The sequence below is a fragment of the Pseudomonas sp. P4_C3 genome, from assembly GCF_056402075.1.
The window spans coordinates 1-13,157 of the sequence record NZ_JBFUIC010000130.1 but is presented as its reverse complement, the minus strand read 5'-3'; the positions used below and the strand labels follow the sequence as shown (position 1 = coordinate 13,157).

The window sequence follows — 13,157 nt, the reverse complement described above, 5'->3', positions numbered from 1 at the left end:
ATGACTTCCGTACCGCGCCACCCGCGCGGCATATCTTGCGGCTGTGCCGGGCCGAATCCTGCCAGAGCCGCGGTGCCGAGCAGCTTGCCGCGCAGTTGCGCGAGCGTCTGCAACTGGACGATCACGGCAGCAGTGCTGATGGCAGCATCAGTTTGCGGCCGGTGTATTGCCTGGGTGCCTGCGCCTGTTCGCCGGCTCTGGAGCTGGATGGCCGGGTGCATGCGCGACTCAGTGCTGAGCGTTTGGATGCATTGCTCGATGCATGCCGGGAGGACGTGTGATGCCGACTCTTTATCTGCCTTGTGATTCCCTTGCCCGTGCCGTGGGTGCCGATGAGGTGGCGGTGGCCCTGATCACTCAGGCCCGGGAACGCAATTTGCCGCTGGAGTTGCAGCGCACCAGTTCGCGTGGTCTGTATTGGCTGGAACCGTTGCTGGAGGTAGACAGTCCGCAAGGTCGGATCGGCTTTGGGCCGCTGACGGCGGCGGATGTGCCGTCGGTGCTCGATGCGTTGCAAGGCGAGCCGTCCGCTCATCCGCTGGCCTTGGGGCTGGTGGAAGAATTGCCTTATCTCAAGTCTCAACAACGTCTGCTGTTTGCGCGCGCCGGCATTACCCGGCCGCTGTCCCTGGAGGATTACCGGGCCCACGGCGGTTTCGAGGGTTTGACCCAGGCCATCGCCATTGGCGGCGAGCAGACCGCGACGGCAGTGTTCGATTCGGGCCTGCGTGGCCGTGGCGGCGCGGCCTTCCCCGCCGGGATCAAGTGGCGCACGGTGCGCGGCACTCAGGCTGTGCAGAAGTACATTGTTTGCAACGCCGACGAAGGCGACTCCGGCACCTTTGCCGATCGCATGTTGATGGAAGGCGACCCCTTCCTGCTGATCGAAGGCATGGCCATTGCCGGCATTACCGTCGGCGCCACTTTCGGCTACATCTATGTGCGCTCGGAATATCCGGATGCCGTGGCCACGTTGCGGGCCGCGTTGAACATCGCCCGAGAAGCCGGTTACCTGGGCGCCAATGTCGGCGGCAGCGGCCTGGCATTCGATATGGAAGTGCGGGTCGGGGCCGGTGCTTATATCTGCGGTGAAGAAACCGCGCTGCTGGACTCCCTCGAAGGCAAGCGCGGGATCGTTCGCGCCAAGCCGCCGATTCCGGCGTTGCAGGGGCTGTTCGGCTTGCCGACGCTGGTGCACAACGTGCTGACGTTGGCCTCGGTGCCGCTGATTCTGGCCAAGGGCGCGCAGTTCTATCGCGACTACGGCATGGGCCGCTCCCTGGGAACTATGCCGTTTCAACTGGCGGGCAATATTCGTCACGGCGGTCTGGTGGAACGTGCCTTTGGCCTGACCTTGCGGGAGCTGGTGGAAGACTACGGCGGCGGTACCGCCAGTGGCCGGCCGTTGAAGGCTGCGCAGGTGGGCGGCCCGCTCGGCGCCTGGGTGCCACCTTCGCAATTCGACACACCGTTGGATTACGAAGCCTTTATGGCCATCGGTGCGATGCTCGGTCACGGTGGTGTGGTGGTGGCTGACGACACCCTGGACATGGCCCGCATGGCGCGCTTCGCCATGCAGTTCTGCGCCGAGGAATCCTGTGGCAAATGCACGCCGTGCCGTATCGGCTCTACCCGTGGCGTTGAAGTGATCGACCGCCTGCTGGCCGCTCCCGACCAGAACGGTCGCGATGAACAGGTGATCATCCTCAAGGACCTGTGCGACACCCTGCAATACGGTTCGCTGTGCGCATTGGGCGGCATGGTCTCTTTTCCGGTCGCCAGCGCCCTCAAGCACTTCCCCGCCGACTTCGGTCTGCAAGCCTCGGAGGCCGAACAATGATCACTCTCTTCGACCCGAAAACAGACATTGACCTGGGTACGCCTGCCCGCGACAGCCAGGTGCAAGTCACCCTCAACATCGATGGCCGCAGCATCAGCGTGCCCGAAGGCACCTCGGTGATGCGCGCCGCCGCGCTGCTGGGCACTACCATTCCCAAACTCTGTGCCACCGACAGCCTGGAAGCCTTCGGCTCCTGCCGCATGTGCCTGGTGGAGATCGACGGCATGCGTGGTTATCCGGCGTCCTGCACTACGCCGGTCAGCGAAGGCATGAGCGTGCACACCCAGACGCCCAAGCTCGCGACCCTGCGCCGCAACGTCATGGAGCTGTACATCTCCGATCACCCGCTGGACTGCCTGACCTGCTCGGCCAACGGCAACTGCGAGCTGCAAACCGTGGCCGGTCAGGTCGGCCTGCGGGAAGTGCGTTATGGCTATGAAGGCGAGAACCATCTGGAGGACGTGAAAGACACCTCCAACCCCTATTTCGACTACGACCCGAGCAAGTGCATCGTCTGCAACCGCTGCGTGCGCGCCTGCGAAGAAACCCAGGGCACTTTTGCCCTGACCATTACCGGGCGCGGTTTCGAATCCCGGGTGGCCGCTGCCGGCGGCGAGAACTTCCTCGATTCGGAATGCGTGTCCTGCGGCGCCTGCGTGCAAGCGTGCCCCACCGCGACCCTGATGGAAAAAAGCGTGGTCGAACTGGGCCAACCCGAACGCAGCGTGATCACCACCTGTGCCTATTGCGGTGTGGGCTGCTCGTTCCGTGCCGAGATGAAAGGCGACCAGTTGGTACGCATGGTTCCGGACAAGAACGGCCAGGCCAACCACGGCCACTCCTGCGTCAAGGGGCGCTTCGCCTGGGGCTACGCCACCCACCCGGATCGCATCACCAAGCCGATGATCCGCAAGCACATCAGCGACCCTTGGCAGGAAGTCAGCTGGGATGAAGCGGTGACTTACGCCGCCAGCGAATTTCGCCGGCTGCAGCAAAAATATGGCCGCGATTCCATTGGTGGCATCACCTCCAGCCGCTGCACCAACGAAGAAACCTATCTGGTGCAGAAACTGGTGCGGGCCGCCTTCGGTAATAACAACGTCGACACCTGTGCGCGGGTCTGCCACTCGCCCACCGGCTATGGCCTGAAACAAACCCTGGGCGAGTCCGCCGGCACCCAGAGTTTCGACTCGGTGATGCAGGCCGACGTGATCCTGGTGATGGGTGCCAACCCCAGCGACGCCCACCCGGTGTTCGCCTCTCAACTCAAACGTCGCCTGCGTGAAGGCGCGCGGCTGATCGTCATCGATCCGCGACGCATTGATCTGGTGGATACGGTGCATGCCCGCGCCGAGTATCACCTGGCCCTGCGCCCCGGTACCAACGTCGCCATGCTCAACGCCTTGGCTCATGTGATTGTCACTGAAGGACTGCTCAACCAGGCCTTTATCGACGCCCGTTGCGAGGGTAGCGATTTCGCGATCTGGAGTGAATTCGTCAGCCGTGCGGAAAACTCGCCGGAAGCCCTCGGCCCTGTCTGCGGTGTACCCGCTGCCGACATCCGTGCCGCTGCGCGCCTGTATGCCACCGGTGGCAATGCGGCGATCTACTACGGTTTGGGCGTCACCGAACACAGCCAGGGCAGTACTTCGGTGATGGGCATCGCCAACCTGGCCATGGCCACCGGCAACATCGGCCGCGAAGGCGTGGGCGTGAACCCACTGCGCGGGCAGAACAACGTCCAGGGCTCCTGCGACATGGGTTCCTTCCCCCATGAGCTGCCCGGCTACCGGCACGTCTCCAACGAGGTGGTACGAGCGCAGTTCGAACAGGCCTGGAACGTCACCCTGCAACCCGACCCGGGCCTGCGTATCCCCAACATGTTCGAGGCAGCCTTGGGCGGCAGCTTCAAGGGCCTGTATTGCCAGGGCGAAGACATCGCCCAGAGCGACCCCAATACCCAGCACGTCACCGCGGCCCTGTCGGCCATGGAATGCATAGTGGTGCAGGACATTTTCCTCAACGAAACCGCCAAGTTCGCCCACGTGTTCCTGCCGGGCTGCTCGTTCCTGGAAAAAGACGGCACCTTCACCAACGCCGAGCGACGCATCTCCCGGGTGCGCAAGGTCATGGACCCGCTGGGCGGCAAGGCCGACTGGGAAGGCACGGTGGCCCTGGCCAATGCCTTGGGCTACCCGATGAACTACCAACATCCATCGCAAATCATGGATGAAATCGCCAGCCTGACGCCGACTTTCACCAACGTCAGCTACGCCGAACTGGACCGCCACGGCAGCCTGCAATGGCCGTGCAACGCCGAGGCACCGGACGGCACGCCAACCATGCACATCGAAGAATTCGTGCGTGGCAAGGGGCGCTTCATGCTCACCGGCTACGTGCCCACCGAGGAAAAGGTCAACAGTCGCTATCCGCTGTTGCTGACCACCGGGCGCATCCTCAGCCAGTACAACGTCGGCGCGCAGACCCGGCGTACCGATAACATCGCCTGGCATGACGAAGACCGCCTGGAAATCCACCCGACCGACGCTGAGAGCCGTGGCATCAACGAAGGAGACTGGGTCGGCATCGGCAGCCGCGCAGGGCAGACCGTGCTGCGTGCGCGAATCACCGAACGGGTCGCCCCAGGCGTGGTGTACACCACCTTCCACTTCCCGGAATCGGGCGCCAACGTCATCACCACCGACAACTCCGACTGGGCGACCAACTGTCCGGAGTACAAGGTCACGGCCGTGGAGGTCAGTCGCGTTTATCACCCTTCGGAGTGGCAAAAGCGCTTCCAGGAATTCAGCGAGGAACAGCAACGTTTGCTCGATGAACGTCGTCAGGCACGCGGGACCAAAGCCGAGGTACGCCGATGAGTACTGACAACCTGATCAAGATGGCCAACCAGATCGCCCAGTACTTCGCCAGCCAGCCGGACCAGCAACAGGCGGTGCTCAGCGTGCGCAATCATATGCAGATGTACTGGGCGCCGAGCATGCGCAAGGAACTGCTGGCCTGGCAGACGGAACATCAGGGGGCGGACTTGCACCCACTGGTGCAGGCGGCGGTGACTGGGGCGGGGTGGGAGGCTTAGCCTGCTGGCTGCAAAAAAACACTGTGGGAGCGAGCTTGCTCGCGATGAGGGCTTAACATTCAGCATTTTTGCTGGTTGATATACCGCCATCGCGAGCAAGCTCGCTCCCACAGGGGGATATGTGTTGTGGTTGGGATTGCCCTACTCCTTCCGCGCCGCCGTCACGGTCACTTCAATCGCCCGGACACTGATTGCCGCGAACGTCGCGGTCATCAGCACGCCGTTGAAACCCAGCAGCACTGCCAACACTCGCGAGACGCCCAGTTTGGGCACCAGCTCTCCGTAGCCGATGGTCAGCCCCGTCACGAAGGCAAAGTAGACACCGTCATCAGGGCTCCATCCTTCCATCTGGGCGATGATGAGGCCAAACGCAACGATCACTAACAGCAGTATCGAGAAGATCGGCCACACCACTTTGAAGTAGAACCAGACGGCTTTGTAGAACTCTTTGCGGACGTTTGATGCACGGGTGAAGTTCATGTCGCGGGCTTCCTGGGGTTTGGCTGGCCGGCATTTGAATACACGGCGGTTCAATACCCCGTTCAGCTTGGCACAAGCGCTGAAAACTGCGACCAACGGGGCGTTATCTCTGGCGAGGACTATGACAAAGATGACGCCAATCGGGCTATCCAGAAACCGCCTGCTGCTGGACTCGTTGTAGGAGCGAGCTTGCTCGCGATGGTCGTTAACGATAACGCGTGTTTACTGGTTAAACGCGGCGCTCTCCAGTCCATCGTCGGAACGCCGCCCGGAGCAAGCTCGCTCCTACAATAACGCGGCGCTCTCGAGTCCATCGCGAGCAGGCTCGCTCCTACAACAACAGCGGCAGGTTTACCCCTCAGTTCGCTTCAGTTTCCCGGATCAGCTTCTTGTTGATCTTGCCGACGCTGGTCTTGGGGATTTCGGTCACGAACTTGAACTGCTTGGGGATCGCCCATTTGTTGATGCGCCCGCCGTCGACGAAGGCTTGCAAATGAACCTCCAGAATCTTGCGGTCAAGGTATTGCCCCGGCTCGCAGACGACCATGGCCATCGGGCGTTCGCCCCACTGTTCATCGACGATGCCCACCACGGCCACGGACATGACGCCTGGGTGTTCGCTGATCAGGCTTTCCAGTTCCAGGGAGCTGATCCACTCACCGCCGGTCTTGATCACGTCCTTGATGCGGTCCTTGATTTCCACGCCGCCCAGTGGGTCAATCGAGGCCATGTCGCCGGTGTGCAGCCAGCCGTTGTGCCACAGCTGCGCACCTTTGTCCGGGGCTTTCAGATAGCCCTGGGTCAGCCACGGCGCGCGCACCACGATCTCGCCCAGGGACTCGCCGTCATGGGCCACGTCATTGCCCTCGGCGTCGATGATCTTCAGGTCGACCATCGGCACCGGCGTGCCGGTCTTGATGCGGATCGGCAGTTGCGCTTCGGCAGATAGCTGCAGGTCTTCGTCGCGCAGGTACGTCAGGCACAGCAACGGGCAGGTCTCGGACATGCCGTAGCCGGCATGCACCACCATGCCTTTGGCATTGGCCTCGCTGGCAACGCCGAGGGTCAGCGCACTACCGCCCAGGAGCATTTTCCATCCATCGAAACGGGTCGCCTTGCCTTCCTCACAGTTGAGGATCATCTGCAAAATGGTCGGCACACAGTGGGAGAAGGTCACCTTCTCTTCGCGGTACAGCCTGACCAGGCTGTTGGGCTCGTAGCGGCCGGGATACACCTGTTTGATGCCCATCAGGGTCGCGACATACGGCACACCCCAGGCATGCACATGGAACATCGGCGTGATCGGCATGTACACATCGTCGGAGCGCAGCAGCGGCTGGCCCTGATAGGCGCCCAGGGTGCCGACGGCATTCAGGGTGTGCAGCACCAGTTGCCGGTGGCTGAAGTACACGCCTTTCGGGTCGCCGGTGGTGCCGGTGGTGTAGAACAGCGTGGCGACCGAATTCTCGTCGAAATCGGGGAAGTCGTACTGGTCCGGGGCCAGGGACAGCAGGTGCTCGTACTCGCCCAGCATCGGCAGCGAGGTGGTGGTTGCCTCGTCATCGGTGAGCTGCAGGTAGCCTTTAACGGTTTCCAGCCGACCTTGGATCTGCTCGACCAGGGGCAGGAAATCATCATGCACCAGCACCAGGTCATCTTCGGCGTGGTTCATGGTGAACAACACCTGCTCCGGCGACAGGCGAATGTTCACGGTGTGCAGCACCGCGCCGATCATCGGCACGGCGAAGAAGCATTCCAGGTAACGGTGGCTGTCCCAGTCGAGTAAAGCCACGGTGTCACCGGCCTTGACCCCGGCCGCCGTCAGCGCATTGGCCAGGCGGCGAATACGCTTGTTGAGGGTCTGGTAGCTGTAGCGCAGCTTGTCGGCGTAGACGATTTCCCGGCCCGGCTGGTAGCGCACGCCGGACAGCAGCAGTTGCTTGATCAGCAAGGGATAGGCATAAGCGCCGTCGGCGGGCGGAATTATTTTTGTCGCCATCATGTTTAAGGTTCCTTGTCCTTTCGATCAGAACTGATCAGCTTGCAGCTCGTAGAGGCAGTCGCTGCCGGCCTTGGCCGATGCGCTCAACGAGTGGATACGCGGCAGCAACCGGGCGAAGTAGAAACGTGCGGTGGCCAGTTTGCTGGTGTAAAAATCGTCTTCGCCATCGCCGCTCATGACGGCCTTGGCCATACGCGCCCACATGTAGGCGTACGCGGTGTAGCCGAACACGTGCAGGTACTCGACCGAGGCCGCGCCGATTTCGTTCGGGTTGTTTTGTGCCCGGTCCAGCAGCCACGCGGTCAGGTCGTCGAGGGTGTCGACGGCGGCGTTCAGCGGCTGGGTGAACTCGCCGAGGTCCGCGCAGGCAGTGGCGGTGAAGTTGCGGATTTCCGAAGCGAACAAACGGTAGAGCGCCCCGCCGCTGCCGACGATCTTGCGCCCGGCCAGGTCCAGCGACTGGATGCCGTTGGTGCCTTCGTAGATCTGGGTAATGCGCACGTCCCGCACCAGTTGCTCCTGGCCCCACTCACGGATGTAGCCGTGGCCGCCGAAGACCTGCTGGCCGTGGATGGTGGTCTCCAGGCCCATGTCGGTGAGAAATGCCTTGGCCACCGGGGTCAGCAGCGATACCAGATCCTGCGCGCGCTGGCGTGTCGGTGCGTCTTCGCTGTACTTGGCGATGTCCAGTTGCAGGGCCACGTAGCTGGAGAACGCACGGCCGCCTTCGTTCAAGGCTTTCATGGTCAGCAGCATGCGGCGCACGTCCGGGTGCACGATGATCGGGTCGGCCGCTTTGTCCTTGTGCTGCGCGCCGGTCGGTGCACGGCTTTGCAGGCGGTCACGGGCGTAGGCGACGGCGTTCTGGTACGAACGCTCGCCCTGTGCCAAGCCTTGTATGCCCACGCCCAGACGCTCGTAGTTCATCATGGTGAACATGGCCGCCAGGCCTTTGTTCGGTGCGTCGACGATCCAGCCGGTGGCGCCGTCGAAGTTCATCACGCAGGTGGCGGAGGCCTTGATGCCCATCTTGTGTTCGATGGAGCCGCAGGACAGCGCATTGTTTTCACCCAGCGAACCGTCGGCGTTGACCAGCACTTTCGGCACCAGGAACAGCGAGATGCCTTTCGGCCCGGCCGGTGCATCCGGCAGTCGCGCCAGCACCAGATGGATGATGTTTTCGGTCAGGTCGTGCTCGCCACCGGTGATGAAAATCTTGCTGCCGCTGACCTTGTAACTGCCATCGGCCTGGGGTTCGGCCTTGGTGCGGATCAGGCCGAGGTCGGTACCGGAATGGGCTTCGGTCAGGCACATCGAACCGGTCCAGGTGCCGGCGTACATGTTCGGCAAGTAAGCCGCTTTCAGTTCTTCGCTGGCGTGGGCCTTGATCGACAGGCAGGCGCCGGCGGTCAGCATCGGGTACAGGCCGAACGACAGGCTGGCCGAGTTGACCATCTCTTCGACCTGCGCCGAAATCGCCTTGGGCATACCCATGCCGCCGTACTGCGGATCACCGCCGACACCCACCCAACCGCCTTCGGCGAAGGCTTGATAGGCCTGGGCAAAACCGTCCGGAGCGGTGACCGCGCCGTCGTTCCAGGTGCAGCCCTGTTCGTCGCTGGCGCGGTTCAGTGGCGCGATCACTTCGGCGCTGATCTTGCCGGCCTCTTCAAGGATGGCGGCGGCGGTCTCTTCATCGATCACGTCGGCCAGGCCGGGCAATTGCGCCCAGAGCCGGGACACCTGGAAAACCTCGTTGAGTACGAAGCGCATGTCGCGCAGGGGAGCTTTGTAATCAGACATCTTGGCTTACTCGGAAGTGGTCACGGCATGGGGCATGCCGGGACGTTCAGTGGATTCAGCGTTTTCGGTTACCGCGACAGAACCGGGCTGAGGGGCCCGTTCGCGCAGCAGGAACCAGGACAGGGCCGGAATCAGGATCAGCGCGCCGAGCATGTTCCACAGGAACATGAAGGTCAGCAGGATGCCCATGTCGGCCTGGAACTTGATCGGCGACCAGACCCAGCACACCACGCCAGCAGCGAGGGTGATGCCCACCAGCCCGACCACCCGGCCGGTGAACGACACGGCGTTGCGGTAGGCCTGGGACAAAGGCAGGCCCTGGCGCTGGAAGTGCAGTTGCACGCTGAGCAGGTACAAGGCGTAGTCCACGCCGATGCCCACGCCGAGGGCGATCACCGGCAGGGTCGCGACTTTCACACCGATACCCATGGCCACCATCAAGGCTTCGCAGAGGATCGAGGTCAGCACCAGCGGCAACAGCGCCACCAGCGTGGCGCGCCAGCTGCGGAAGGTGATCAGGCAGAACAGCGTCACCGCCGCGTAGACGTAAAGCAGCATGGTGCGGTTGGCTTCGCGGACCACTATGTTGGTTGCGGCTTCAATACCGGCGGTACCGGCGGCGAGCAGGAACTGGCGATCCGCGGTGCTGTTTTCCTTGGCGAACTTGTCGGCAATCGCCACCACCGCGTCCAGGGTTTCGGCCTTGTGATCCTTGAGAAAGGTGATCACCGGCATCAGCGAGCAGTCGGTGTTGAACAGCTCCGGGGAGTTGACCGAGGCTTGTTGCGCGGCGTAGTTCAGCACGTCCTGGTTGCGCTGGATGCTGTTGAGCTTGGGGTTGCCTTCGTAGGTGCCGGCGGTGATCTGGCGTACCGCGTTGACCAAGGACGCGGTCGCCTGCACGCCCGGATACTGTTGCAGTTCCCAGGCCAGGCGGTCGGCGAGGACCAGGGTCTTGTAGTTCAGGCAGCCTTCCGGCGCGGTCTTGATCATCACCGCGAACAGGTCGCTGGACAGCGCGTAATGCTGGGTGATGTAGGCGTTGTCGCGGTTGTAGCGCGAGTCGGCGCGCAGCTCCGGCGCCCCGCTGTCGAGGTCGCCGATTTTCAGGTTCTGGCTGACCATGTAACCGCCAATGCCCATCAACACCGCGACCACTACCGCGCCGGTGGCCCACTTGGCGGTGGTGAAGCGATCGAGCGCGTCCCACAGTCTGCCGAAGCCTTTGTGCTTCTCTGCGCGGTTGTCGATTTTCAGCGCACGCTCGGCAGCTTTCGCGCCCACACCGACATAGGACAGCGCCACCGGCATCAACAACAACGAGGTGAAGATCAGCACGGCGACACCAATACTGGCGGTGATCGCCAGATCCTGGATCACCGGGATGTCGATCAGCATCAACACGGCGAAGCCCACGGCGTCGGCCAGCAGCGCGGTGACACCGGCGATGAACAGACGGCGGAAGGTGTAGCGCGCAGCGATCAGTTTATGGGTGCCACGGGCGATGTCCTGCATGATGCCGTTCATCTTCTGCGCGGCGTGGGACACGCCGATGGCGAAGATCAAGAACGGCACCAGCACCGAGTACGGATCGATGGCGTAGCCGAGCCAGGCGACAATACCCAGTTGCCAGACCACCGCGATCAGCGAGCAGCCGACCACCAGCAGAGTGCTGCGCACGCAACGGGTGTAGCCGTAAATGATGATCAGCGAAGTGACCACGGCCAGGCCGAAGAACATCATCACCTGGATCAGGCCGTCGATCAGGTCGCCCATGAGCTTGGCGAAGCCGATCACCCGCACCTTGTAATGGCCGGTGCCTTCGACCCCGGATTTACGCGCAGCGCTGTCGCCGGCGTATTCGATCTTGTCGCGCAACTGCTCTTCGAGCATCTGCGAGAAAGCGTGGTAGTTGATGCGTTGACCACCGGCGGCGGCTTTGTCCATCAGCGGCACGATCAGCATGGTCGACTTGAAGTCGCTGGCCACCAGGCTGCCCACCAGACCGGCGCGGGAGATGTTCTGGCGCAACTGTTCAATGTCGGAGGGCGAGCCCTGATAACTGTCGGGCATCACCGGGCCACCCTGGAAACCGTCCTCGGTGACTTCAGTCCAGCGCACCGCCGGGCTCCACAGCGACTTCATCCACGCGCGGTCGACGCCTTCGGTGAGGAACAGCTGGTCGTTGACCTGCTTGAGCACGTCGAGGTATTGCGGATCGAAAATATCGCCCTGGGTGTTCTCGACCACTACCCGCACCGAATTGCCCAGGCCGCGCAGCGAAGCGCGGTTTTCCAGGAAGTTCTGGATGTAGGGCTGGCTCTGGGGAATCATTTTTTCGAAGCTTGGGCGCAGCTCCAGGCGAGTCACGGCCATGAAGCCCAGCACCACGGTGGCGAGCGCCATCAGCAGCATGAACAGCGGGCGGTAGTTGAACACCAGCCGCTCGAGAAGGTTGCCGGAGCGCTGGTCGAAATCCCGCAGTTCGCGGATCACCGGCATGGCGTCTTGTTTGATATTGCCCATGTCTGGGTTCTCGCTCTTAGGGTTCGAGGGCTGGATCGGCGGACAGCGTCCGGGCGCCACGGCTGCCCGCTACCACCAACGCGCCAGCGGCGGACTGGGTGGCACCGGCGACCGGGGTCGGTGCCGGTTGCCGCACCAGATGCAACTGCGCGCCCGTCCCTTGGCTGACCAGCATCTGCCCACCCTGGGTGAACAAGCGATAGTTGCCACGGGCATCGATCAGGCCCGCGGTGATGCTGACGTGCAGGCCGGTGTCCAGCACAGTCCAGCTCTGGCCGCCGTCGGTGCTGCGCAACACGTTGCCGCGCAGACCGTAGATCAGCACTTCGCCAGGCTTGCCGAGCACGCCGAAAAAGCTGCCTTGATAAGGCGTCGGCACGGCATTGAAGCGTTGGGCGCTGTCGTCCCATTTGAGCAGCAGGCCTTGCTCGCCCGCGATGTACAGACTGTCGCCGGTGGAGGCGATGGCGTTGAGGTGGAAACCCTGGGGGTTGTCGGTGCGGTCCTGGAATGGCGTCCAGGTCAGGCCACCGTCGTCAGTGCGCAGGATCAGGTTGAATACACCGACCACATAGCCGGTTTTGTCGTTGGCGAACCAGACGTCGAGCAGCGGTTTGTCCGCGCCCTGATCGGCTAGTCGTTGGCCTTCCATAGCCAACTGCGGCCATTGCTCATTGCCCGGTTCGGCGCTGGCCAGCGCCGTGTAATGCTTGACCAGCAAGGCGCCGATCTGACGACCGTCGAGCTGCTTGTGCCAGGTCGCGCCGGCGTCGCTGCTGTGCAGCACCACGCCGTCATTTCCCACCGCCCAGCCTTGGGTGGTGGTCGGAAAATTCACCGCAGTGAGGTCGGCACTGGCCGGTACGGCGGCCTGTTGCCAATGGTTTCCCGAATCATCGGAAAACAGAATATGGCCACGCTGGCCGACGGCGATCACGCGCCCACCGGCGCGGGTCATTCCGGACAACGGGCTGTTGATGGCCAAGGCACTAGCCCTGGCGGGCAGGTCCAGTACATCGACGTAATCGGCCGCATGGGTGATGCCCTGCGACAGGCAAAGCACAACGCCAAAGGCCAGCTGCAACATATTATTTTTATACGAACACATACTGCGTCCTCTTCGGAAAACCGCGCTACACCTCGCGCCGTGCAGCTCATGTGGGAGCGAGCTTGCTCGCGATGGACCGGAGGGCGACGCGGGCATCCAGACAGCACGCGTCATCGTTAACGTCCATCGCGAGCAAGCTCGCTCCCACATGAGCTGCACGGCGCGAGGTGTAGCGCGGTTTTCCGAAGAGGACGCAGTATGTGTTCGTATAAAAATAATATGTTGCAGCTGGCCTTTGGCGTTGTGCTTTGCCTGTCGCAGGGCATCACCCATGCGGCCGATTACGTCGATGTACTGGACC

At 62.6% G+C, this 13,157-nt stretch carries 9 protein-coding genes; 4 read left to right on the top strand and 5 right to left on the bottom strand.

What is annotated here, in order from left to right; translation table 11 throughout:
- The 4 genes from AC1DVH_RS19220 to AC1DVH_RS19205 all read left to right on the top strand — a co-directional run.
- A partial coding sequence (locus AC1DVH_RS19220) for an NAD(P)H-dependent oxidoreductase subunit E (RefSeq protein WP_477755141.1) occupies positions 1-281 on the top strand: 281 nt, incomplete at its 5' end.
- On the top strand, positions 281-1,840 hold the full coding sequence (locus AC1DVH_RS19215) for a formate dehydrogenase beta subunit (RefSeq protein ID WP_477755140.1): 1,560 nt from the start codon (positions 281-283) through the stop codon (positions 1,838-1,840). The genes AC1DVH_RS19220 and AC1DVH_RS19215, both read left to right, overlap by 1 nt.
- Entirely contained in the window at positions 1,837-4,719 is a 2,883-nt protein-coding gene (gene fdhF, locus AC1DVH_RS19210) for a formate dehydrogenase subunit alpha (protein ID WP_477755139.1), read from the top strand. The genes AC1DVH_RS19215 and fdhF overlap by 4 nt, the downstream gene beginning before the upstream one ends.
- Positions 4,716-4,937: a formate dehydrogenase subunit delta gene (locus AC1DVH_RS19205; RefSeq protein WP_046040259.1), complete on the top strand. Its 222-nt coding sequence runs from the start codon at positions 4,716-4,718 to the stop codon at positions 4,935-4,937. The genes fdhF and AC1DVH_RS19205 overlap by 4 nt, the downstream gene beginning before the upstream one ends.
- A 141-nt stretch (positions 4,938-5,078) precedes the next feature.
- On the opposite strand, the gene AC1DVH_RS19200 is transcribed toward AC1DVH_RS19205, so the two are convergent.
- From AC1DVH_RS19200 to AC1DVH_RS19180, 5 genes are all read right to left on the bottom strand, one after another.
- Positions 5,079-5,417: a potassium channel family protein gene (locus tag AC1DVH_RS19200; RefSeq protein ID WP_477755138.1), complete on the bottom strand. Its 339-nt coding sequence runs from the start codon at positions 5,415-5,417 to the stop codon at positions 5,079-5,081.
- Positions 5,418-5,775: 358 nt separating this feature from the next.
- A complete protein-coding gene (locus AC1DVH_RS19195; protein WP_477755137.1) occupies positions 5,776-7,419 on the bottom strand; it encodes a fatty acid--CoA ligase in 1,644 nt (547 codons plus the stop codon).
- 24 nt (positions 7,420-7,443) lie between these two features.
- Positions 7,444-9,222, bottom strand: a complete 1,779-nt coding sequence (locus tag AC1DVH_RS19190; RefSeq protein WP_477755136.1) for an acyl-CoA dehydrogenase C-terminal domain-containing protein — start codon at positions 9,220-9,222, stop codon at positions 7,444-7,446.
- A gap of 6 nt (positions 9,223-9,228) precedes the next feature.
- Positions 9,229-11,748 (bottom strand): efflux RND transporter permease subunit, encoded by a 2,520-nt coding sequence (locus AC1DVH_RS19185; RefSeq protein WP_477755135.1) that lies wholly within the window; start codon positions 11,746-11,748, stop codon positions 9,229-9,231.
- Positions 11,749-11,764: 16 nt separating this feature from the next.
- Positions 11,765-12,856, bottom strand: coding sequence for a WD40/YVTN/BNR-like repeat-containing protein (locus AC1DVH_RS19180; protein WP_477755134.1), 1,092 nt, complete (start codon positions 12,854-12,856; stop codon positions 11,765-11,767).
- Positions 12,857-13,157 lie beyond the last annotated feature (301 nt).